General features: G+C 63.4%; 24 protein-coding genes and 1 pseudogene. 6 read left to right on the top strand and 19 right to left on the bottom strand.

The window, feature by feature from the left end:
* Position 1 precedes the first annotated feature (1 nt).
* The 12 genes from EPN31_RS16205 to EPN31_RS16150 form a co-directional block, all read right to left on the bottom strand.
* Positions 2-1,075, bottom strand: coding sequence for a methyltransferase domain-containing protein (locus EPN31_RS16205; RefSeq protein WP_291775707.1), 1,074 nt, complete (start codon positions 1,073-1,075; stop codon positions 2-4).
* Complete coding sequence (gene arsS / locus EPN31_RS16200) at positions 1,072-2,052, bottom strand: arsenosugar biosynthesis radical SAM (seleno)protein ArsS (RefSeq protein ID WP_291775704.1); 981 nt, start codon at positions 2,050-2,052, stop codon at positions 1,072-1,074. Before arsS ends, EPN31_RS16205 begins: the two co-directional genes overlap by 4 nt.
* A gap of 106 nt (positions 2,053-2,158) precedes the next feature.
* Entirely contained in the window at positions 2,159-2,968 is an 810-nt protein-coding gene (locus EPN31_RS16195) for a DUF547 domain-containing protein (RefSeq protein WP_291775728.1), read from the bottom strand.
* Between the two features lie 10 nt (positions 2,969-2,978).
* Entirely contained in the window at positions 2,979-5,120 is a 2,142-nt protein-coding gene (locus EPN31_RS16190; RefSeq protein ID WP_291775702.1) for an FAD-dependent oxidoreductase, read from the bottom strand.
* 94 nt (positions 5,121-5,214) lie between these two features.
* A complete protein-coding gene (locus EPN31_RS16185; RefSeq protein WP_291775700.1) occupies positions 5,215-5,667 on the bottom strand; it encodes a DUF6789 family protein in 453 nt (150 codons plus the stop codon).
* Between the two features lie 56 nt (positions 5,668-5,723).
* Positions 5,724-6,233: an RNA polymerase sigma factor gene (locus tag EPN31_RS16180; protein WP_291775697.1), complete on the bottom strand. Its 510-nt coding sequence runs from the start codon at positions 6,231-6,233 to the stop codon at positions 5,724-5,726.
* Positions 6,234-6,347: 114 nt separating this feature from the next.
* Positions 6,348-6,860 carry a DoxX family protein gene (locus EPN31_RS16175; protein ID WP_291775695.1) on the bottom strand — a complete coding sequence of 171 codons (513 nt, stop codon included), beginning with the start codon at positions 6,858-6,860 and terminating at the stop codon, positions 6,348-6,350.
* Positions 6,857-7,639: a DUF2063 domain-containing protein gene (locus tag EPN31_RS16170; RefSeq protein WP_291775692.1), complete on the bottom strand. Its 783-nt coding sequence runs from the start codon at positions 7,637-7,639 to the stop codon at positions 6,857-6,859. The genes EPN31_RS16175 and EPN31_RS16170 overlap by 4 nt, the downstream gene beginning before the upstream one ends.
* On the bottom strand, positions 7,614-8,480 hold the full coding sequence (locus EPN31_RS16165) for a DUF692 domain-containing protein (RefSeq protein ID WP_291775689.1): 867 nt from the start codon (positions 8,478-8,480) through the stop codon (positions 7,614-7,616). Before EPN31_RS16165 ends, EPN31_RS16170 begins: the two co-directional genes overlap by 26 nt.
* Before the next feature lie 8 nt (positions 8,481-8,488).
* On the bottom strand, positions 8,489-8,785 hold the full coding sequence (locus EPN31_RS16160) for a DUF2282 domain-containing protein (protein WP_291775685.1): 297 nt from the start codon (positions 8,783-8,785) through the stop codon (positions 8,489-8,491).
* A 564-nt stretch (positions 8,786-9,349) separates the two neighbouring features.
* Positions 9,350-9,967 carry a hypothetical protein gene (locus EPN31_RS16155; RefSeq protein WP_291775682.1) on the bottom strand — a complete coding sequence of 206 codons (618 nt, stop codon included), beginning with the start codon at positions 9,965-9,967 and terminating at the stop codon, positions 9,350-9,352.
* A 68-nt stretch (positions 9,968-10,035) separates the two neighbouring features.
* Entirely contained in the window at positions 10,036-10,296 is a 261-nt protein-coding gene (locus EPN31_RS16150; protein WP_291775679.1) for a hypothetical protein, read from the bottom strand.
* Positions 10,297-10,557: 261 nt separating this feature from the next.
* On the opposite strand from EPN31_RS16150, the gene EPN31_RS16145 reads away from it, so the two are divergent.
* Entirely contained in the window at positions 10,558-11,502 is a 945-nt protein-coding gene (locus EPN31_RS16145; RefSeq protein ID WP_291775676.1) for an HPP family protein, read from the top strand.
* Positions 11,503-11,545: 43 nt separating this feature from the next.
* Here the strand turns inward: EPN31_RS16145 and EPN31_RS16140 are convergent, their stop codons facing one another.
* The 6 genes from EPN31_RS16140 to EPN31_RS16115 form a co-directional block, all read right to left on the bottom strand.
* Positions 11,546-12,820, bottom strand: a complete 1,275-nt coding sequence (locus EPN31_RS16140; protein WP_291775674.1) for a patatin-like phospholipase family protein — start codon at positions 12,818-12,820, stop codon at positions 11,546-11,548.
* Between the two features lie 179 nt (positions 12,821-12,999).
* Positions 13,000-13,281, bottom strand: coding sequence for a DUF427 domain-containing protein (locus tag EPN31_RS16135; protein ID WP_291775671.1), 282 nt, complete (start codon positions 13,279-13,281; stop codon positions 13,000-13,002).
* 27 nt (positions 13,282-13,308) lie between these two features.
* Positions 13,309-14,562 carry a bifunctional alpha/beta hydrolase/OsmC family protein gene (locus EPN31_RS16130; protein ID WP_291775668.1) on the bottom strand — a complete coding sequence of 418 codons (1,254 nt, stop codon included), beginning with the start codon at positions 14,560-14,562 and terminating at the stop codon, positions 13,309-13,311.
* A 500-nt stretch (positions 14,563-15,062) separates the two neighbouring features.
* Positions 15,063-15,599, bottom strand: a complete 537-nt coding sequence (locus EPN31_RS16125; RefSeq protein ID WP_291775666.1) for a hypothetical protein — start codon at positions 15,597-15,599, stop codon at positions 15,063-15,065.
* A 6-nt stretch (positions 15,600-15,605) separates the two neighbouring features.
* On the bottom strand, positions 15,606-16,217 hold the full coding sequence (locus EPN31_RS16120) for a CBS domain-containing protein (protein ID WP_291775663.1): 612 nt from the start codon (positions 16,215-16,217) through the stop codon (positions 15,606-15,608).
* Positions 16,218-16,475: 258 nt separating this feature from the next.
* Complete coding sequence (locus tag EPN31_RS16115; protein ID WP_291775661.1) at positions 16,476-17,330, bottom strand: AraC family transcriptional regulator; 855 nt, start codon at positions 17,328-17,330, stop codon at positions 16,476-16,478.
* 137 nt (positions 17,331-17,467) lie between these two features.
* Between EPN31_RS16115 and EPN31_RS16110 the strand changes: the two genes are divergently transcribed.
* The 5 genes from EPN31_RS16110 to EPN31_RS16090 all read left to right on the top strand — a co-directional run bounded on the left by EPN31_RS16110 (position 17,468) and on the right by EPN31_RS16090 (position 21,091).
* On the top strand, positions 17,468-18,025 hold the full coding sequence (locus tag EPN31_RS16110) for a carboxymuconolactone decarboxylase family protein (protein ID WP_291775658.1): 558 nt from the start codon (positions 17,468-17,470) through the stop codon (positions 18,023-18,025).
* Between the two features lie 367 nt (positions 18,026-18,392).
* The gene (locus EPN31_RS16105; RefSeq protein ID WP_291775656.1) at positions 18,393-18,626 is read left to right on the top strand and encodes a hypothetical protein; all 234 of its coding nucleotides are present in this window, start codon (positions 18,393-18,395) and stop codon (positions 18,624-18,626) included.
* Positions 18,627-18,648: 22 nt separating this feature from the next.
* Entirely contained in the window at positions 18,649-19,374 is a 726-nt protein-coding gene (locus EPN31_RS16100) for a haloacid dehalogenase type II (RefSeq protein WP_291775652.1), read from the top strand.
* A complete protein-coding gene (locus EPN31_RS16095; RefSeq protein ID WP_291775649.1) occupies positions 19,375-19,935 on the top strand; it encodes a peroxidase-related enzyme in 561 nt (186 codons plus the stop codon). It abuts the gene before it with no gap.
* A gap of 295 nt (positions 19,936-20,230) precedes the next feature.
* Positions 20,231-21,091: a sterol desaturase family protein gene (locus EPN31_RS16090; protein WP_291775646.1), complete on the top strand. Its 861-nt coding sequence runs from the start codon at positions 20,231-20,233 to the stop codon at positions 21,089-21,091.
* Between the two features lie 89 nt (positions 21,092-21,180).
* Here EPN31_RS16090 and EPN31_RS16085 read toward each other — a convergent pair.
* A pseudogene (locus tag EPN31_RS16085) lies at positions 21,181-21,703 on the bottom strand (hypothetical protein); the annotation flags it as partial.

Raw genomic sequence — 21,703 nt, 5'->3', positions numbered from 1 at the left:
CTCAGCAGCAGCTGGCTGATGTGCTCGCCGGTGTGGCTGGGGCGCAATCGAACAGGCCGAAGTGGCGCTGCTTGTCGCCGTCGATACGGAAATGCGCTGCGTAGCGACTGCCGGCCAGCATGTCGGCGCTGTTGCCGCAGACGCGCAGCGGCTTACCCCTCTCGAACAGATGATGGTCGTCCAGCACAAAGCGGTGCGGATGTGCAGGTATCGTACCGAGATAGGTGGCGACCTGGCCGTAGTCCTCGCAGCGATCTTCCAGCGGCAGCCTGAAAGCCCGCCAGGTAATCGACTCGAAATGGGCAAAACCGATCTTCTGCTCGATCGCTTCGTCGGTCAGTGCGATCGAACTGCGTGCGCATATGCGCGCGTCGGCCACCCCGAGCTCACCGAGCAGACGGCGGAAATCCTCTACGTACAGCGCACCGGCCAGGCATTCGCCGAGCAGCACCGGATCGGCCAGCAGTTCGTGCGGCAGCCGGCGGTCGCTGTACACATCGGAGAAATACAGCTCGCCGCCGGGCTTGAGTACGCGAAATATCTCCGCGAACGCGCGACGCTTGTCCGGCACCAGATTCAGCACGCAATTGGACACCACCACATCGACCGACGCCTCATCGATGCCAAGCGCGGCCAGGTTGGCCAGATCACCCAGGTGGAACGTGACATTGGAGCGGGTATGGCCGAACGCCCGCGCGTGGAAATCGCGATGCTGTTCGGCCACTTCCAGCTGCTGCGCCGTCATGTCGATGCCGATCACGCGGCCACGCTCGCCGACCAGCTTCGACAACAGGTAGGCATCGCGACCGCTGCCGCAACCCAGGTCGAGGACGGTCATCCCGTCCAGCGCGGGCGGCAGCGGCGAACCGCAACCGTAGAAACGGTCGCGCACTTCCGGGTGCAGCTGGTTCAGGATCGTGCGCAGGTATTCGGGCATCGCGTCGATGCTGCAGCATGCCGTGGTGCGCAGATCGCGGCTCGACTGCAGGGTTTCACCGTAATAGCTGCGCACGGCAGCGGAGTGCTGTTCTTCCACAGCAGCGGTGTCGGTTTCGTGCTCCCGCGGCATGTTCATGTCAGCGATCCTCCACAGGAGCTGCCCGCGCCAGCGGTGCAGCCATAACAGTGACTGTCAAAGGTGATGGGCTCTTGCTCGACGTCGGCCAAGCTGGCGATATCCCACACGCTGCGTTGCTGCCCGCCGAGCGGCAGCTCCAGCGCCTGATTGAAGTCGCAGTCGTACAGCTGGCCATCCCAGCTCACCGACAGCAGGTTGCGGCACATCACGCCCAGCGCCGCCTGCGGGTTGAACGCATCAAGCAGGGTCTGCATGTAGCTCTCATGACGTCCCTCGCGTTCCAGCAAATGCAGGAAGCGCTTGATCGGCATGTTGGTGATGGTAAACAGGCGGTTGAACACGATGCCAAAGTGCTCGGCCAGCTCGCGCCGGTAGGTCACTTCCAGGGCCGCCTGTGACGGCGGCAGCGTCGCGCCCAGCGGGTTGTAGACCAGATCCAGTTCCAGTCCGGAATCCGCGCGTGCATAACCGAGTGCGTTGAGCTGATGCAGCGCACGCAGGCTGGGATCGAACACATGCTGGCCACGCTGCTGCTCGACGTTGGCCTTGCTGTAGCACGGCAGCGACGCGACCACCTTGACGCCCTGCGAGGCCAGAAACTCGGCGGTGTCTGCCTGACCGGGGCGAAACAGCACGGTCAGGTTGCAGCGGTCGATGACGGTTTTGCCCAGTGCACGCGCCTCGCGCACCAGGGTACGGAAATGCGGGTTGAGCTCGGGCGCGCCGCCGGTCAGATCCAGCGTATGCACGGCCGGTGCATCGGCCAACAATTGGAGAATGCGCTCGACCGTGGTCGCCTGCATGATCTCGGTGCGCTTGGGGCCGGCCTCGACGTGGCAGTGCTGACAGGCCAGATCGCACAGTTTCCCGACGTTAACCTGCAGAATTTCCAGCGGCTTGCGTGGCAGCGCCAGTCTGTGCTCCCGCAGCGTGCGGGCGAACGATGGTGGTGACAAAGAGCGAACAGCGTTCACAAAAGAAATGCCTCATTGGGTTGGCTTGGGTCATTCGCCAGCCACGCGCGGTGATGGTGGTCGGCACGGGTTGCGCAGTTGGGTGCAGAACGCAATATCTGGATAGTCATGGCGCTCCCACTGCGTTCAGTTGCCAGTTGTAGGGCAGGAATTGGATGTCGACGCGCTGGGCGCGAATGCGTGCCTGTATCTTCGGATCGTCGCTCAGCTGGGCGGCGTGTGCGGCCAGCAAGCCCGCTACGGAGCGACCCGGCCCATCACGAAAATCGCCGGCATACCAGTCGAAGATTCTCGATACCCGCAGCACGTCCCGCGACGGGTCGTAACGATTGCGCGATCGATCGCCCAGAAAGCGCTGCATTGCATCTTCCAACTGGCGATCAAGGCGCCCCCCCGCATAGGCTTTGGCGCGCAGCATGGGACATCCGATCGACGCGCAGTTGAGTGCGAAATGAACGCGCGGGTCGGCGTAATACTTGCCGGTGCGCAGCAGCGATTCGATGTGATCGAGATTCGTGCGCTGACCCAGCAGTACAAAAAAATCCTGCTTCCACGGTCTGGAAAAAAGACCGCCGATATCCTTGATGGAACTGAGCCTCGGCCACCGCCTGAGCACCAGTTGGACGGTGAAGGCGTTGTAGGCGTTGATCAGGAACGCCATCTGGTCGGTGCGGTTCCACTGCGCAAATTGCGCCGGCGTGATCGCGCTCAACTCTCGCGTATAGGCATCGAGTGCGGATCGGTCGCGACGCATGCCCGCGTAGTCCACGCGCGAGGCATGGCCGCCATCGATGACGACCACATGACGTTGCAGCAACGATGTCCACAGCACGCTGGACGGCATCGGTGCAGCCACTGCCGCGGCGCTGAGCAGCATCAGAACGGCGACCATGGGGAGACGGATCCAGCGACGCATCACGGCAGGCTCAGTTCCGTCGCCAGGCGTGATAGCGCGCCAGCCAAGCCAGTACCCGCTCGGGCGCATGGGCCTTCTTCCAGTTGCCCGCCGCGTATTTGTTGGCCTCGACCCAGGTCGGATAGGCGTGAATGGTGCCGAGGATCTTGTTCAAGCCCAGCCCGTGACGCATCGCCAGCACGAACTCGGCCAGCATCTCGCCCGCGTGCTGACCCACGATGGTCGCGCCGAGGATGCGATCCTTGCCCGGCGACGTCAGGATTTTCACGAAGCCGTGCGCCTGATCCTCGGTAATCGCGCGATCTAGCTCGTCCAGGTCGTAGTGGGTGACTTCGTAGTCAATTCCCTGTTCGCTGGCCTCGCGCTCGTTGAGCCCGACCCGAGCCACCTCCGGATCAACGAAGGTGACCGCCGGGATCACCGAGTAGTCCGCCCGGAAACGGCGGAACGAGCCGAACAGCGCGTTGACCGAGGCATACCACGCCTGATGCGCGGCGACATGGGTGAACTGGTACGGGCCGGCCACGTCGCCGCAGGCGTAGATATTGGGATACAGCGTGGCCAGATACGCATCCGTCTCCACCGTCGGCGCGGCGGGAATGCCGAGCGCCTCCAGACCGAAACCGGCGGTGCGCGGCTTGCGCCCCACCGCTACCAGCAGGGTGTCGTAGGGCAGCCGCACGCGCTGCCCATCGACTTCGCAGACCAGCACCGCGCCATCGCTGCCCTGCTCCACCGCCACCGCCTTGCAGCCGGTGCGTACATCGACGCCATCCGCCACCAGTCGCGCCCGCACGAAGGCTGACACCTCCTCGTCTTCACGTACTAGCAACTGTGCGGGTCTCTGGATTTGCGTCACCTGCGAACCGAGGCGCGAAAACGCCTGCGCCAGTTCGCAGCCGATCGGGCCGCCGCCCATCACCAGCAGGCGTTTCGGCAATTCACGCAGCTGCCAAAGTGTTTCCGAGGTGAGGTAGCCCGAGCCCTCCAGCCCCGGCAGGGCTGGAATCAACGGTTCCGCGCCGCTGGCGATCACAATCGCGCGGGTGGTGATGGGCACACCATCGACCTCCACCAGCCAAGGCGTGACGATCCGGGCGTGGCCATGCCGTACGTCGACGCCAAGTTCACGATACCGCTCGACCGAATCGTGCGGCGCCACGATGTCCACCGCCTGCTGCACGCGCTCCATGACTGCCCGGAAATCAACTTTCACGTCAGCGATATGCACGCCGACCCGCGCCGCATCTCGAGCTTGAGCTGCCAGCCGGGCACTGTGGATCAGCGCTTTCGATGGCACGCAGCCGGTGTTGAGACAATCGCCCCCCATCTGGTGTTTTTCAATCAGGGTGACCTTGGCACGCACGGTGGCGGCGATGTACGCGCTGACCAGCCCGGCCGAACCGGCACCGATCACCACCAGGTTGCGATCGAATCGTTTCGGTTTCGACCAGCGCGCATATAGGCGCTGCGCCTTCACGCGGGCGACGATCCAGCGCGCCAGCAGCGGAAACATGCCCAGCAGCACGAACGAGCCGAGTATCCGTGGTGACACGATGCCCGACAGCGAATCCAGACTGGCGAGCTGGGTGCCCGCGTTGACGAACACCAGCGTCGCCGCCAGCATGCCGACTTGGCTGACCCAATAGAACGTGCGTGTCGGTAGTGTCGTCAACCCCATCAGCAGGTTGACCACGAAAAACGGGATCACCGGCACCAGTCGCAGCGTGAACAGGTACAGTGCGCCTTCACGCTGCATACCCTCATTGATCGGACGCAGGCGCTTGCCGAAGCGCTGCTGCACGGCATCGCGAAACACGTAGCGACTGGCCAGAAACGACGATGTCGCGCCGAGGCTGGAGGCGAAGGACACAAGCAGCGTTCCCTCCAGCAGGCCAAACAGCGCACCGCCTGCCAGCGTCAGCAGCGTTGCCGCGGGGAGCGACAAGGCCGCAAAGGCCACATAGACCATAAAGAAAATCGCCGCGAGCAGCCACGGGTGGGCCTGCCGATAGCCCTCCAGCGCATGCTGCCGGGTCTTCAGCGCTTCCAGATTGAACTGGTGCTGCAAACCGAGCGCGAAGAAGGCGATGACCGCGCCCAGCAATCCGATGACGATCAGCGATCGGATCAGCGTGGTCTTGTTTTTCATGCGTGGGGTGACCAAAGGAAGCCGATGGCATCAACCATGCCGATGTGGCGTTCTTGCAACAAAGCCACATCGGCCATGCCAAATGAGCAAGGAATCAGGCGGACGTCGCAGAGCGGCTGAGCGCGCCGTAGGTGGCGCCGAGCACGGCGCCCCAGATCAGATGCAGCACCAGCGTCATCATCGGCGCCATGATTCCCATGTGCATGCCAAACAGGCCGGCGCCGGCCAGCGGCATGGGGATCAACATCATCAGCAGCCAGGCCAGCACGCCAAACGCCATGCCCTTCGCCACCGGACCGTTGCCTGGCAGCGGCTTGTAAAGCAGCGCGAACCCGATGCCCCAAAGCACCGTACCGATCATGAAGTGCAGGATCCAGCCCACCATCGGGCTGTCCGGCATACCCATCATCGTGTGGGCCATGCCGGTCAGCATGTGAATCACGTCGAGTCCGGGCATCACGCCCATCATCGATTTCAGCAGCATCAGGATGGACAGAACCACGGTGGCGATGAAGCCGGCAATCATGGCGCGCAGGTACGTATGCATGGTGTTCTCCGTCATGGATGAAGCCCGGCGCAAAGCGATCGGGCATGGGGCGACCGTCAGTCCTTCAGGTATTCCTGCACCATCTGGCGACCGCGATGGATGCGGCTCTTCACCGCCTCGCGCGTCAGCTGCAGCTGATCGGCGATCTCGGTGATCGAGAATTCCTCGAAATCGCGCAGGATGATCGCCTCGCGGTATTTCTCCGGCAGCGACTGAATCGCCGCCGCCAGATCGCGGCGCAGATCAAACCGGTCGGTGTAGGCAAAAATGGGATGATCCGGTTCCGGCAGCTCGACCTGCCCGCGCATCGACCGATACAGCCGCTGACATTCCCGGCGCACGATCGAGAACGTCCAGGCCGGGAAGGAGGCGACCGTGCGCAGTGCGCCGATGCGTCGGTAGATCAGCAGAAGTGACTCCTGCACCGCGTCGTCCGGATCCACGCTGCTGGCGCATTGCGACTGGGCGATCCGGCGCAAGTCCGGACGGCACAGGGCCAGCAACCGCTCCACGGCGGCGATATCGCCTTGACGCGCGGATTCCAACAAAAGGGGGTCATGTCGCATGGGGCACCTGGTGACGGTAACGCAACGGTGGCGCGGGGGTCGTCCCGCACCTTTCATCTCATAGAGGAAGCCCACGTCCGAAAGGATTCAAAACCCGTGGCGTGGCATGGCGCCCTAAACGACCCGCTCGCACGACCCGGTTCGCCCGGCGTGCGGCCAGAGCCGCGCCAGCCACCGGTCGATCGACAGCGCGCCCGGCCCCCAGGCGATCACCGCCAGCAGCATCATGGCCCAGATCTTGTGGTCGTTGAAATCGCTGCCGATCAGGCCAGTCCAGAAACCGTGCGGCCACAGGTCGGGGTAGGAAATGACCGCGACGAGGTTGTAGACGAACAGGAATGCGGCGGTGAGGCGCCCGCCCAGACCCAGCAGCAGGAACCACGGTGTGATCAGCTCGATCCAGGTGCCGAGGAACGCCGCGGTGTCGCCGGACAGCAGCGGCACGTGATACTCGTTGTTGAACAGGTACGCCGTGCCGGAGGGATCCTCGATCTTCACCACACCGGCCCGCCAGAACGCCAGCGCCACCCAGACCCGGAACAGCAGCAGTACCACGGGGCCCAGTCCCGACAGGCCACGAACCAGTTGGTCATAATAATTTCCCGTGCACGCAAGCAGCTTGTTCATGTCGCGCCCTCTTCGTCGATAAATGCCACGATCAAACCTTGCGCGAGCAGATCCCGCAGGCAGGGTTCGAGATCGAAATCGTTGTCCACGTCGGCCGCCGCCAGATAAGCCGATGCCACATCGCAGCCGTCGGCCAGCCTTTCGATGCAGCGGAACGTGGCCGGACTCACCGCCGCCATCGCCACCTCGCCGCCATCACGCCACAGCAGCACGTGTTCGCCGCCGCCCACACGGGGCGCCGCATCGGATGGCGACTGGCACCATTGCCAGAGGGTCAGCACGGCGTAATCGCTGCGCAGCCACTGCAGGCTGGGGTGCAGGCCAATCCGCAACCTTTCCGGTGCCACCAAGGCCGCCGCGGCCGCAGTGACAGCATCAACCGGCGACGCATCCGCTGCCAGCGCCGCCAGCTGACGTCGCCATTCCAGCCGTGCCACATCCGCCAGATAAGGCAGGGACTGCGCTTCCAACATGGTTGCCATGGAGTCGGCCAAGCTGCCGCCGAACTGCTGCAGGTTGCCGCAGGTGGAGGGGTGCTGTTGCCGGTAGCGCGCCGCCATCGCATCAAAAAAATCATCGCCAACCAGGGCATGCACGGCCAGGTAGCTCTCGCGCAAGGCCGCCATCAGGGTGCCGGCGACCGCATGCCGATAGATGCGCAGTCGAGCGGCCGGATCGAGACCGGCGCCATCGACCCAGTCCGCCACCGCATCGCCGCGCCCGAGTACCGCGTCGGCGAAGCCCTGCTGCAGCTCATGCAATCGCGGCGCGGCAGGCATGCAGGCTCTCCTCGGCGCGGGCTGCTTCGGCCAGCAGCACCTCCAGTTCGGGTATGTCCTGATCCCACTCGATCAGGGTCGGCTGCGGGCCGCACAGCGCCAGTGCCTCGCGATAGAGCGCCCATACCTCATCGGCGACGGGCCGGCTGTGGCTGTCGATCAGCAGCGGCACGGGCAACCGATCCTTGCGCAGAAAACCGGCCAGATGAATCTCGCGCACCGAGCCATGCGGCATGGCGCGCAGATAGTCATGCGGATCAAAACCGTGGTTGACGCTATTGACGAAGACGTTGTTCACATCCAGCAGCAAGCCACAGCCACTGCGTCGCACCAGTTCGGCGACGAAGGCCGACTCCGGCATCTCGGCGTGGCGGAAGCTCAGGTAGCTGGAGACGTTCTCGACCAGGAACTCGCGGCCCAGCGCGTCCTGTACCTGCTGCACGCGCGACACCATCAAGTTCAAAGCTTCGGCCGTGCAGGGCAACGGCAGCAGATCATTCAGGTGGATACCGCCGATCGCGCCCCAGCAGATGTGATCCGAGACCAGCGCTGGCTCATAGCGATCCATGAGCTGCCGCAGCCGGGCCAGATGCGCCAGATCAAGCGCGTCGGCCGAGCCCAGCGACAACCCGACACCGTGCAAACTCAAGGGATAGTCGGCACGGATGCGCTCCAGCGCGCTATGCATGGCACCACCGGCGGCGAAATAATTCTCGCTATGCACTTCGAACCACGGCACCGGCGGACGCTCGGCCAGTACGCGTTCGATGTGCGGTGCGCGCAAGCCGATCCCGGCGGCTGCCGGGACCGGTCGCTGCACGAAGGGCAGCATGCCGCTCATGGCACTGATCAGCCCTTGTTGGCCGGGCTGGTCGAGCCGCCGTCGATCTTCTCGCACAGACCGGCCGGCACCGCCACGAACGCGTTCGGATCACGCGCCTTGCTGTCCTGACCGGCACAGGAATGCCCCACGGACTTGCAGTCGTTCTTGTGCGCCGCATTGATGCCGTAGCACTTGGTCATACCCATGCCGCCGGCCTTCATGCCACCGGCACCGGCGGGTGCCGGGGCGGCGGTGGCAATCGAGGCGACGCCAAGCGTCAGGGCGCCAATCAGGGCAGTTTTCAGCAGGTTCTGGCTGTTCATGATGTGCATCTCCGTGGAATGAACCGGATGGTTCCGGCAACCTATAGAGCACCTGATCAGGCGAAAGGATTCATTCGCCGGGGAACCCAGTGCGCAGCTTGCTCGAGGATTGGATGCATCAGTGCACTGGCCCGGCAGAGGTCGACGGATACGAGCGCAAGTGCCCGGAATCAACGCGCGTTGCCAGCCGAAGCTGTCCCGTCAGTACCGGCCTCCCAATTCCGGCGCCGCCGCTGCCGCTGGTCGTGGCGGGCACGACGACCTTCCATGGAGCATCAAAGACTCTCGATAGACACGTCGGTGGCCACCAACCCGCACGCTGGATGCCTCCACTCCGCGTGCGCGAAGCAACGCGCCCGGCACGGCTCATGCCGCCGTCCGAACCCACAGACATCCACGGACGTGCTCTTGCAAAATGAAGCTGTGAAGGCGCTGAATGCCGCGTACTTGTTGGAAGTCGACCGATTTCAGTCAGTCACCACAACCTTTCGGGGAAGCGGCGGATGCGGGATGCGATCCCACTGCTCGGCGACAGTTTGATCCTCACCGCCTTGTCGGATGCCACTACGCGTTGAGCTTCGCGTCAAGCGCAATGGCCCGGGAGGAGAGGACTTCAAGCTGGGTGTCCTCGAGTACCGTGCGTCTTTTGTTGGCGGACAGAGCCGCGTCCCGCGCCTCAAGGATCATGCGGATCTCGTCCATGCAGAGCGCGACGACGCACTCCAGCACGTTATCGATTGCATCATGGCCGGTCCGCAGGCGCATGTCGGCGAGGATCCGCTCGGTACCGGATGCGCTGAGCATCAGGTCACCGGTGACCCAGCTGTTAACCGTGAACAGGCTGACTGGAAGCCCCTTGGCATCCATCCCGATGGCAAGCAAGTGCCGCGTGGTGACGTGCTTGTCTGGGTGGCCCGTCAGTGCCGCGAAGGTCCGCTCCGCTTTTGACTGCAGGCGCCGCGACCAGAGCGGGCGGCGGGCGAACAGGTGGAAATGGCCGTGCTCGGAAGCATCGGGGCGATCCTCCGGTGAGTGCGAGTGGTAGAACCACTGATAGCCACCGTCCGGGTCGATTGAATCGTCCTCGGGATAATGTTGCCATTGCTGGGGCAGCTGGCCCCCGAGCAGATCGTGCAGTAGGTGTTCGCCGCGAGCCGCGAGTGCCGCGTAAGTGTCTAGCAAACGCTGGCCGGCGAACCCTGTTCGGCGCGCGGCCGAGTTCGGTGATTGCCGGCCAGACGCGGATGCCATCAGTGCTTGGCGGCACACTTGGGGGCGCACTTGGCAGCGCACTTCTTGGCGCCGCACTTGGCCTGCATGGGGTGATGCTTCTTCATGGTGTGGTGCTGCTTCGAGGCGCACTTGCCCGCGCACTTCGCGCCACACTTGGTCATGCTCGACGCGGGATGGCACGTGGCTGGGGCCGCGCCCATGCTGGTTGCCGCAGCAGGAAGGGCCACGATGGCGGTGGTCAGGGCGGCCAGCGAGGCCAGCTTCAAATAGGTTTTCATTGGGTTCTCCAGGTGGGATGACGGAATAAGGCAGAGATTTGTGGTCTCCAACATTAAAGAGGCGCCGGAACGAAGAAAAGATTCGCACCACCCAAAATAATTTCTCGACGCCACCATGGTTGCGGCGCCCGGCTGCTTCCTGGCGGCCTGAGATGTCGGCATTGAGGCCCGTCTGTGGCGGATTCGGAGTGTCTGGATGTCTGCTTGCAACGCAGAATGCTACGGTCATCGCCGTCGCAAATTACATTTTACGGATACGGAATGCGCATAAAGTTTCCACCAGCAGCGAAGGCCGGACTTGGCAGCGCGCTCTTCATGGGGCTGATTGCGTTCACCGCTCACTTGAGCGGCATCGGGCTGCTGCTGTTTCCCGAGCTGGGTGCGCTGTCGCATGACATCCTCAAGCGCCCGCACGGCACCTGGGCCAATGCGCCGCTGATGCTGGTGCTGACGCCACTGCTTACTGCCGGCATGGGAATCGGGATCACGCGGCATATGGACTACGGGGCTTTGTCGGTACTGCTCGACGTGCTCGCTTCGGTGCTGGTGATCAGCGCGAGTCGGTCGCCGATTGCTCCGGCGATCTCGGCGGGGCTGTTGCCGCTGGTGCTGGGCGTGCACAGCTGGTGGTATCCACCCGCCATCACGTTCGGCACTGGCCTGTTGGCTTTGCTCAGCGTGATCCAGCGTCGCCTCTATCCGCCCCCTCCGCCGCCGACGGCACGGGACGTCGTGGATGACGTGATGGAACGCACGCCGTCCGCACTCGGCTGGCTGTCGCCCTTCGTGCTGGTGGTCACCTTGCTCGCCGGGCTGGCTCAATGGACCGGGCTGCGTTTCATCCTGTTTCCGCCGCTGGTGGTGATCGGCTTCGAGATGTTCGCCCATCCGCAGGTATGTCCCTGGGTCGCGCGCCCCTGGCGACTCCCGCTGGCTTGCGCGCTGAGCGCAGCGGCAGGCGTCGGCGCGGTCGGGCTGTTCGGCGCCGGCATGGGTGCGGCGATGGTCGTGATGGCACTCGGCATTATCGTGCTTCACCTGCTCGATCTGCATGCGCCGCCGGTATTGGCGGTCGGCATGCTGCCCATGGTGATGCCGCACCCGGGCTGGGCTTTCGTTGCGGCGGTAGGGATCGGCACGAGCTTGTTCATCGTCGCGTTCCGGTTATGGCAGACGGTCTGCGTTCGGTGGCCAACGCGGCGCTGAGGTGAAGCGCAAGAAACGCAGGGCTACTCGCCTGGGGCAAACGTCAATGCTCATCGCGCTGCATCTCTCGCAGGAACGACTGGAACTCCGGTGATTGCGAGAGCAACTGCCCGGCCAAAGCGCGCAGCGCATCGACCTGTCTGGGGTGCAGGTGAAAAGTGGTCGGCATCGCATTGAAGCGCTGCCGCTCGGCGGGATCGGTGATCTGGTTGAACGTCAGCACCGCGAAATCGACCTTGACCCTGGGCTCGCCGGGTAGACGCATGGCATTGACGTGCTGAGCCCACATCAAGAAGCCATTCTTGGCAAGGGACACGGTTTCGGTATTGAGAATGCCCAGCGATGCATCGAACGAGGCGCGCAAGGTATCGGTCAGACCTGGCGCGCGGCCTTCCAGCGACCATGCATAGGGTGCATAGACCTGCGCGTTGGCGACGATGACCAGAACGTGTCGCACGCGACGCAGCTGTTCCGGCGTGAACGCACCCGCCATGTCCGGCACGTCGCCATATTGCGCGACGGGACTCATCATCGAACCGCGCACGCCGAGGTTGTCGGTCACGCCACCATCGACCAGACGCAGGATCGGCATCTGCAGCGGATCGTCGTAGCGCGAGAGCGCGCGGGCCACCGCATAACGGCGGTCCAGCAAGTCGTCATGCGCCAGCGACTGGGCCACCCACGGCTGGTGGCGTTGCGGGCAGTCCGGGTAATTGCGCAAGGCCATGGGCGCGAACGGCCCGGGCACGGCGGACGACGCCATCACGGCGTTGGCCACCGGATAGGTCGACAGATCCGAGCAAAGGAAGTCGAACTGCTGCTGGATGAAGGAAAAGGTCGTGGCGTTGTTCAGATCACTCGCGTTAAGGATGATCATCGGCAGGCCCGCCGGCGACATGTCGGCAAAGGTCTTGCCGGCGAACAGCGTGCGATTCAGATAAGCGGCCACCAGATCGCTGCGGTTGTAGTGCGCACTGGCGATCGACATCACATGATCGGGGCGTGCCAGCAAGCCCAGCAGCGCGCCTTGCCAGTTGCGGTACAGAAACCGGGATCGGAAGTCGCGGAAGATGCGGTCACCAAACAGCCCGTAGTAAGCCGCTGTGTAGCTGCCGCCGGAAACCGACGTGATCACATCCACCAGACTCAGCAGGGGCGTCTGTTGCCCTCCAGCCCAGACTTCGGTGTCACGCAGTTTTTCCAGCACGCCGTAGCTGAAGGCGGCCGCGCGGGTGCCGCCGCCGGAAAAAGCGAGTACGACGAAGGTATCGCGAGGGACGTGCGGAAACCGCGTCTTGAACTCGTAGCGATCCTCCACTCCAACTGGCTTGATCCGGGTATTCCACGTACGCGTCGCACAACCGGTAAGTCCGGCAGCCAGGAGCATGCCAAGCAACAAAAGCCTGGACAAGGTGCGCAGCGGGCAGCGCATCGCTCCCCCAGTGGTAAGCCCTCCCCCTGTATTCGCCATGATGCCCTCTTGCGCATATTCCCTTTTCAGGGCTGTACCTTGACACCTCGCCAGAACGCAACGTGACCGCGAATCTCAGCGGCCGCCGGTTTCGGATCCGGGTAGTACCAGGCCGCTTCGGAGTTGATGTCATCCTCGACGATGACATCCAGATAGCTGGCCGTGCCTTTCCAGGGGCATACCGAATGATGGTCGCTTTCGCGGAAGTTTTCCCGCTTGAGCGATTCGCGCGGGAAGTAGTGGTTGCCCTCGACCACGACCGTATGGGCACTTTCTGCAATTACGGTGTTTTTCCACACAGCACGCATGACACTTCTCCTCGATGATGGCGGTATTCAGAAAACCTGTGGCAAGCCCGGGGCCGCGTCATTCGGCGTCCATGATCCGCCGTCGGCATACGTGCGCACCTTGATCTCACCGAGTAACGCCCGATGCACCGGACAGCGATCGGCGATCTCCAGCAAGCGCTGCCCGACCGCGGGATCGATCGAACCACGCCATCGAATATGCCGATCGATCTCCAGCACTTGGCCCGTGCTGGAATCACAGTCGCTGCAGTCTTCCGCCTGGCTGAAGCGCCGCTCCATCGTGACCTCGAATGGCTCGATCTGCCAGCCCTTGCGTTCGGCAACCATGCGCAACGTGATGGAGGTACATGCGCCCAGTGCCGCCAGCAAATAATCGTAGGGGGCCGGTCCGGCATCATCGCCACCGGTACGACCCGGCTCGTCCGACATCAGCACATGGCGCCCCACCTGCACATGTTGGGTGAAGCGTCCCGTGCCGCTCTCGACGACGCGCACCTGGCCGTCCGCGACGGACGATGAGGGTGCCTCCTCGGGCAGATAACGATCCACCCAGGCGGCAATCACTTTAGCTGCATAGGCGGCGTCCTTGCGTCCTGACAGAAGATGGTCGGCGCCATCCAGGGCGACGAAACTCTTGGGGTGTTTGGCTGCCTCGAAGATGCACCGCGCGTGGTCGATGTCCACCACGTCATCGTGAGGCGCATGCATCACCAGTAGGGCACGCCCCAGCGTGGCGATCCGCTCATGCAGGTTGTGTTCCTTGAGATCCAATTGGCGCTGGATACGAAAGGGTCGCCCGGCCAAGGATACAGCGACCTCTCGCTCGGTATCCATCTGCTCGACCGCATGGCCGAGCTGCCGGGCCAGGTGGGCCGGCTCGGACGGCGCGCCGAGGGTGACCACGGCGCGCACTTCGTCGATCGCGTGAGCAGCGGCCAGCACGGCGGTCCCTCCCAGGCTGTGACCGATCAGCAATGAAGGCGCCTGGTAGTCGCGGCGCAGGAAATCGGCGGCGCAGCGCAGAGCCGCTACGTTCGAGCTGAAGTTGGTTTCGGCGAATTGGCCCTCACTCATCCCAAGCCCGGTGAAGTCGAAACGCAGCACCGCGATGCCCTGTGCGTTTAATGCGGCGCTGATGCGGGAGGCAGTGAGTCCATCCTTGCCGCAGGTGAAGCAGTGGGCAAACAACGCAAACGCACGCGGGGGAGTCGCCGGCATATCGAGCCGCGCCGCCAGTCGGCTGCCGTCGAATCCGGCAAACGCCACGCGGCGCGCGCTCATCGGTGGGTCGCTCGCAGTAACCACTTCACGGTTTTCCCCGCACGGGTGCTGATGGTGATATCGGCTCGATGCGAATTTGCGGGTCGTTGCCGGGCACCGCCACCCGGAACGCCAGAAAAGGGAACCCCAGTCCAGACTGCCAGCGCTTCTTGCCCATGCGCCTGGCTTGAGCCCTGCCAGCCCACCAAAGGTCAAAACCTGCGTAGAGAAACGCGTACACGCATAGTCCGGGCACGCTGTTGACCCTCCACCGCTCCGTGCACAAGTACTTCCGGCGGACGTAATAGTTGCCCTCAAACCAGGTAATACCCCGATCGGTAGGTCCTACCGCCAGCAACATGCCGGTGGGCACATGCGTGATCCGAAGGATGGTCATCGGCGGTCAGCCGTCATGGAAACCTGCTTCATAGAGTCGATGGCCAGCCCAAAGGATTCACGACGACGTGGTCGCTGCCGAAGATCTTCACCGTCTCGGCATGGGCGGCAGTGCATACGTTTTGTCATGGCATCTTCCGATCCACGCCAGCCAGCAGCATGGTCTCGCCAAGATTGGGTTTCCGTGTGCTGCCGTTGGAGATGTGCCGTACCAGGATGACAAAGCCGTGGTGGGACCAACCCAGCGAACTCACCAACTGCTGGGTGCTGCTCAAGGCGGGCGTGCGCGGTGTCGCCGCGGCCACCTGAAAACTGAAGAACACGTGGTGCCAGAGTTCCGGCAGGCGGATGCCCGCCGCGGCCACCCAGACACCCTGGTCGAAATCGCCCCCCTGATGCTGGCGTGCCGATACGTAGGACAGGCCGACATCCGGCTGCACGGCGATACCCTTCCATTGACGCGTGGTACTCAGCACGTCCATGGCGGCGACAGAGGTGGATCGCTCACCGCTGGTGACGCTGGCTCCCGCGGTGAGGTCGATGTTGACAGCCTTTGCCACGCCGCCGGACATGCCGAGCATCAGAAACGCGAGAAGGAGGCGATGGCGAATCAACGCACGCCATGCCAACGACGTGACGCTGGTAGATGCTGGGTGTGGCATGCACTGTCATCCCTGCGCCGCAAGCCGGGGAAAGGTCGACAACTCCTGCTCGGTCCGCGCAGCAGACGCGAGGATGGGCGAGATGCCAAGCCGCTGCTCGATCCTGGTGCGCGAAATCAATCCGCGAACCACCGTGTGCTGATCATCCTGCCGATCCGTGACCAGGAGATGGGTCTGTCGGGTCTCACGAAAGGTTTCCAGGAGGTCGCCTATCCGCGCTTTCAGAACATCCGCAAACTGCAGGGTCGGCAAGGCCTCCACCGGGGTCATGATGTCCGCCACTTCGATATCCTGATGGCGACAGTTCGGATGAATGCAATCGGAGCCATGCAGGAACTGCAGCGGTTTCTGTCCCTGGATATCGTAGGCCGTGATCAGACCCGTCACGTGCCCTTTCGTCATCACCAGCAAGGTCCGCACGCCGCCGCCGATCATGTCCTGAAGTGCGGCATCAATCGAACGCCCCGGTTCGACCGTCAACGGGCAAGCGTTGGCAAAATCCACCATGGCGGTGACCGCCGGATCGGCATCCGTCAGCGTTGCAGCCTCATGCTCGTGGTGCCGCGGCAGAACGGTAGTGGTGCGATGGGTGTGGGTGGCAAGCGCATGAAATTTCATCAGGATGACCTCGATCTGACGCAGGTGGACAGGGCACGCTCAAGACGCCCAGATCCCTCGTTCGATCAGGATTCGGCGCAGCTTGGGTAAAAGATCCAGCGAAGCGTCCGTGCCTGAGGTGAGGGCGCGCACAGCAGGTCTGGCAGGCGTGAAATTCATGGCCCGGGAGCGCGGGGGGAAGGCCACAAATTTCCTGCTGCTGTGCGACGTCCTCACCCGTATAGAGCAGGCAACCAGGCCAAAGGATTCAACGACGCTTCAGAGTGTTCGCGACGCACCTGGCGCTATACCGTGGATGCGCTTGAAGGCACGGCTGAACGCTGCCTCGGTCGCATAGCCGGCCATCATCGCCGCTTCGGTCACGCTGATCCCGCGCTCGGCCAGTGCCGATTTCGCCAGCTGCATGCGCAGGCGGGTCAGATAGTCCTTCGGCGTGATACCCACCGATAAGGCAAAGCGCCGCGCAAAGGCGGCACGCGATAGATGGCCGTGCGCGGCGAGCGAAGCCACTGACCATGCGTGTTGCGGCTGGTGATGCATCGCCTGCAGCGCCGGCCCCAGGTGGGGGTCCGATAGCGCAGCGAGTAGCCCCTGCTGCACGCTGCCGTCGCCCAGGCATTGCCGCAGGGCATACATGAATAGCGCATCGGCGAGCTTGTCCATCAGCGCCGCTGCGCCCGGCTCGCCGGTCTCCGCCTCGGCGATAATCAACTTCAGCAGCGCGGCGGGCGCACCGGAACCCGCACGAATCGGCGTCGGATCATGCCGCAGCAACAATTGCGCCGGCAGTGAGGCCAGCAGTACGGCCGAAAGCGGTGAGTCGAACTCAAAATAGCCGCACAGCAACAGCGTGGCATCACGATCATCCGCATCGAGCGTGGCGATCAGGCGGTGGTCACGCGGGGAGGTGAAAAGCACCGCGTCCCCGGTCTGCAGAATCACGTCCGGCGTTCCGCCATCGATGCGCAGCACGCAGCGTCCGGCAGCCACCAGATGGAACATCGCCTTGCGCTCGTACTCGGCATCGACCACCCACTGGCCGCAGTGCGTGCTGCGGTGGAACACCCGCGTCTGCAGGCGCAGGTGGCGCATCAATTCACTCAGGTCGTCCACGCAGGCTCCAGATCAAGACGCTTGGACAAGTATGCGCGCGCCACAGACATGGCTGTGCGGTGCCTTGCCCAACACACTGTCACCGAGGTGATCGTCATGATCAACCGTCCTCTTGTTCATCCCAAGGAGCATGCACCATGAGTCATTTTCCGCTGCACACTGCCGAATCCGCGCCCGAAGCCGCCCGTGCCAAACTGAAGGCCGGCAAGGATCGATTCGGTTTCGTTCCCAATCTTTACGCCCATCTGGCCGAGGCGCCGGCTGCTTTGGACGCCTATTTCGACCTGTCGGCGCAGTTTGAAAAGACCTCCTTCAACCCGATCGAGCGCCAGGTCATCATGCTCACCGCCAGCGTCGAGAATGGCTGCGAGTTCTGCGTGGCGGTCCATTCCATGATTGCGCGAAAGATGGCCAAGGCGCCCGATGCGGTGGTGGATGCACTGCGTGATCGCAAGCCTGTCCCAGATCCGAAGCTTGAGGCCTTGGCCTCGTTCACCCGCACCATGGTGCAGGAGCGCGGTTGGGTGGTCGGTGCGCCATTGACAGCCTTCCTCAGTGCCGGCTTCACCCCGCGGCAGGCCCTCGAAGTCGTTTTGGGCGTCACCATGAAGACGCTCAGCAACTACGCCAATCATCTCACGGAGACGACGGTCAACCAGGAGTTTGCTGATGAGGCATGGAAGCGCGCGGCTTAATCCGAGCGCCCCCTGCGCCAGCGCCTATCCGTCATACCCGGCGACAGATGGGCGCGCGGAGTGCGCGTGGGGGTTCCCGATATGATCCGCCCATCATCGACTTGCTCGATGCCCTCATGGGTGCGCGATGTCATCACGCCACTGGTTCCGTGATCCGAGCGAGCTGTTCCCATGCCAAACACGAAGCGTCTGAGTGGGCTCTGTGCCTGCTGCGACTATCGGTATTCCTGGTGATGTTGATGTGGGCGCTGGACAAGTTTCCGCGTCGCGAGTACGCCGCCGCCGGCGTCTTTGCCCAATTTTATTCCTTGGGCGGACTGGGCAGCTGGGTGTTCTATAGTGCTCGGCGGCCTGGAGCTAAGTCCTCTTGCTGGGCTTCGTCATTGGCGCTGCAAGACGCTTCACGTATGGTGCCGTGCTGCTTCTGCATGCGATCTCGATGTTCTCCGCCTGGCACCAGTACCTGCATCCCCACGAAGGCGCCAACCTGGTGCTCTTCACGGCATGGCCCATGCTGGCGGCCTGTGTGGCGCTCTACCTGCTGCGCGACAACGATGCCTTCACGTTCGACGGCGCCTACCCTACCGGCCGGCCACCGTAGCTGTATCACTGGAGCGCAACGGGTGAATACAACGCCTCCGACTATCGCGGTCTTCGACGCCTATGGAACCCTGTTTGACGTGCATTCGGCCGTAGCCCGCCTGGCCGACACCGTCGGCCCGGATGCCGGACGCATCTCGGAGTTGTGGAGACAAAAGCAGCTCGAATACACCTGGACACGAAGCCTGATGCAGCGCTACGCCGATTTCTGGCAGGTCACGGAGGAAGCGCTCGACCATGCACTGGCCTCGTTCGGTCGTCGCGACGAAGCTGTTCGACGCGCGCTGCTCGATGCTTACCAGAAGCTGGACGCTTACCCGGACGTGCGCGAGGCGCTCGACGGTTATCGCCGTCAGGGGCTGCGCGTGGCGGTGTTTTCCAATGCCACCACGGCCATGCTGAGCGCGGCACTCAACGCGGCTGGTCTCGATGATCTGGTAGACACCGTTTACTCGGTGCATGCACTGGAGATCTTCAAACCCGATGTGCGGGTCTACGCCGCAGCAGCGAAGGCGTTCGGGGTGGCTCCGTCATCCATCGCGTTCCATTCGTCCAACGGCTGGGACGCGGCCGGTGCCGCATCGTGCGGATGGCGCGCGCTTTGGATCAACCGCGCCGGGCGGCCGCAGGAATACCCCTGGATGCACGTGCCGGCCGTGCCGGATCTCGGCCAGGCATTGGCGCATGTCACAACGGCGACCGTGCCCATCTTCGGCGCCATCCGCAACGCTGAAAGGAAGGATGCCTAGATGGGCTGGATTAGCGAAACCCCGGATGGCGAGGCGCAGGGCACGCTGCGTGAGATCTACGACGCCGTGAAGGCGCAGCGCGGCAAGGTGGCTCGCATCCTCAGCGTGCACAGCCTGGACCCACCCGCACTGAGCCATCATCTTGACCTGTACATGCACCTGATGTTTTCGCCCGGCCCGCTGAGTCGGCGCGAGCGCGAGGCCATCGCGATCACGGTCTCGGCCGCCAACGGGTGCGCCTACTGCGTGGCGCATCACCTGGAGGCGCTGCAGCGCTACGAGAAGGATGAGGCGGTACTGACCGCCATACGCGATGCGCCGGATCAGCTCGCCATTCCGCGTCTGCGCGCGATGTTGCTCTACGCACGCCGGCTCACTATCGCCCCGTCAGTGATGGACGAAGCGCAGGTGATGGCACTGCGAGCAGAGGGCCTGACCGATCAGGATGTCCTGCGCATCAATCTGATCACCGCCTATTTCAATTTCGTCAACCGGATCGCGCTGGGGCTGGGCGTGAGCCAGGACGCCAACGAGGTCGCCGGCTATCGGGATACCGGTTAGCGCCATTTCCCTACCCAATCTGGCCTTTCGCGAAGCGCTCGATCCTGTCAGCGATAGCTGGCACTACCCTGATGGAAAAGCATCTCTTGCTCGTCGAGCTCGGCGACCGATCATGGCGACCGCGCCATGATTTGGGACATTGAATGCAGTGATCTGAAACCACTGTTCGGTTCCGGCGCTGCACGACACGGCCCACCCCAAAGGGTGACATGATCGCCAAGTTCGGTCCCCGATCAAGCCCGGCCTTGTCTCGACGAAGGCGATGCTTCTCTTCTTCTGATCCCAAGACACCACAATGTCCCAGTTTCTGCTCATCCACGCCTCGGCGATCCGGCTCGGCGTCTTTGTCGGCATCTTTGCCGTAATGGCGGTATGGGAGATGTTGGCGCCCAGGCGACCGCAACCCATCGGTCGGGCCAAGCGCTGGCCCAGCAATCTCGGCATCGTGGTGCTCGACAGCGTATTAGTACGGCTGCTGATCCCGACCACAGCGGTGAGCGTAGCGGTGTTTGCTCAAAGCCATGGATGGGGGTTGTGGCAAGCGCTGCAGGCACCGGTGTGGCTCGTACTGGTCGCGTCGCTGCTGGTGCTGGACCTAGCCATTTATCTGCAGCATGTGCTGTTCCACGCAGTGCCGGGCCTGTGGCGGCTGCACCGGATGCATCACACCGATCTGGAATTCGACGTGACCACCGGTGCACGCTTCCATCCGCTCGAGATCCTGCTCTCGCTGGTCATCAAGCTGGGCGTGATCGCGGCGCTGGGCGCACCCGCGGCGGCGGTGCTGATCTTCGAGGTGGTGTTGAACGCCACTTCCATGTTCAACCACGGCAACGTCCGCATGCCACTGCAACTGGATGGACTGCTGCGATGGCTTGTCGTCACCCCGGACATGCATCGCGTGCATCATTCCTGGTATCCGCGCGAGACCAACTCCAACTTCGGCTTCAACCTGCCTTGGTGGGACCGCCTCTTTGGCACCTATCGCGCCCAGCCCCAAGATGGCCAGATGGGCATGACCATCGGCATCAACCAGTTTCGGGATCCGCGCGAGCTTCGTCTCGACCGCATGCTTTGGCAGCCTTTCCGCGGATCGGTGAACAGCTACCCGATCAATGCGCGGCCGGAGCACACCAATGGTGCGGACATGCCGTGATCGCTATCAGCACGGCGATCAAAACCTGACTCTGTCGATCTGGTTGCATGCGGCCAGACGCGGCCCTCGGACAGCCCCCCGTTAGGAGCTCAATGGTGTACGGGAAGGTCCTGCCGCCACCGCTCCACACGCTGATCCGCCAGGTCGGTGACATAGACGCTGCCGTCCGCGGCCACGGCTACCGCGCCGACGCCGTATCCCGGTACCTGCGGCGGTTGGCCGAAGGCGGTCAGGAAGCGGCCGTCGGCGGTGAACTTCTGAATCCGGTTGTTTTCCTGGTCAGCCACGAACACGTCACCTCGCGGGCCGATGGTCACGGAAGTCGGCGTCCGGAACCAACCACGAAGCCCGCCCAGAAAGTTGATCGATGCCGGCAGGTGCAGGCCGAACGGGCCGCCCCACATGCGCAGGAAGCGGCCATCCCGATCGAACACCTGGATACGGTCGTTGTAGCCATCGGCGACGTAGAAATAGCCGTCCGATGGAGAGACGGCCACGTCCATCGGATAGTTGAAACTGCCGCCGGCCACATAGCCCTTGTGCCCGGTGGTGCCGATCTGGCGGATGAAGCGCCCTTGCGGCGACAGCATCTGCACGCGCTGGTTGTAGAAA

It is taken from the genome of Castellaniella sp., from assembly GCF_004321985.1.
Lineage (GTDB): Bacteria > Pseudomonadota > Gammaproteobacteria > Burkholderiales > Burkholderiaceae_B > Castellaniella.
This window is presented reverse-complemented; position numbering and strand designations above follow the sequence as displayed.

Coding starts and splice junctions, on each gene's coding strand:
- EPN31_RS16130 (WP_291775668.1), bottom strand. CDS start 14,562: ATGAGCGCGCGCCGCGTGGCGTTTGCCGGATTCGACGGCAGCCGACTG.
- EPN31_RS16205 (WP_291775707.1), bottom strand. CDS start 1,075: ATGAACATGCCGCGGGAGCACGAAACCGACACCGCTGCTGTGGAAGAA.
- EPN31_RS16145 (WP_291775676.1), top strand. CDS start 10,558: ATGCGCATAAAGTTTCCACCAGCAGCGAAGGCCGGACTTGGCAGCGCG.
- EPN31_RS16160 (WP_291775685.1), bottom strand. CDS start 8,785: ATGAACAGCCAGAACCTGCTGAAAACTGCCCTGATTGGCGCCCTGACG.
- EPN31_RS16175 (WP_291775695.1), bottom strand. CDS start 6,860: ATGAACAAGCTGCTTGCGTGCACGGGAAATTATTATGACCAACTGGTT.
- EPN31_RS16195 (WP_291775728.1), bottom strand. CDS start 2,968: ATGCGTCGCTGGATCCGTCTCCCCATGGTCGCCGTTCTGATGCTGCTC.
- EPN31_RS16135 (WP_291775671.1), bottom strand. CDS start 13,281: ATGCGTGCTGTGTGGAAAAACACCGTAATTGCAGAAAGTGCCCATACG.
- EPN31_RS16110 (WP_291775658.1), top strand. CDS start 17,468: ATGAGTCATTTTCCGCTGCACACTGCCGAATCCGCGCCCGAAGCCGCC.
- EPN31_RS16165 (WP_291775689.1), bottom strand. CDS start 8,480: ATGAGCGGCATGCTGCCCTTCGTGCAGCGACCGGTCCCGGCAGCCGCC.
- EPN31_RS16190 (WP_291775702.1), bottom strand. CDS start 5,120: ATGAAAAACAAGACCACGCTGATCCGATCGCTGATCGTCATCGGATTG.
- EPN31_RS16120 (WP_291775663.1), bottom strand. CDS start 16,217: ATGAAATTTCATGCGCTTGCCACCCACACCCATCGCACCACTACCGTT.
- EPN31_RS16150 (WP_291775679.1), bottom strand. CDS start 10,296: ATGAAAACCTATTTGAAGCTGGCCTCGCTGGCCGCCCTGACCACCGCC.
- EPN31_RS16180 (WP_291775697.1), bottom strand. CDS start 6,233: ATGCGACATGACCCCCTTTTGTTGGAATCCGCGCGTCAAGGCGATATC.
- EPN31_RS16125 (WP_291775666.1), bottom strand. CDS start 15,599: ATGCCACACCCAGCATCTACCAGCGTCACGTCGTTGGCATGGCGTGCG.
- EPN31_RS16185 (WP_291775700.1), bottom strand. CDS start 5,667: ATGCATACGTACCTGCGCGCCATGATTGCCGGCTTCATCGCCACCGTG.
- EPN31_RS16090 (WP_291775646.1), top strand. CDS start 20,231: ATGTCCCAGTTTCTGCTCATCCACGCCTCGGCGATCCGGCTCGGCGTC.
- EPN31_RS16170 (WP_291775692.1), bottom strand. CDS start 7,639: ATGCCTGCCGCGCCGCGATTGCATGAGCTGCAGCAGGGCTTCGCCGAC.
- EPN31_RS16095 (WP_291775649.1), top strand. CDS start 19,375: ATGGGCTGGATTAGCGAAACCCCGGATGGCGAGGCGCAGGGCACGCTG.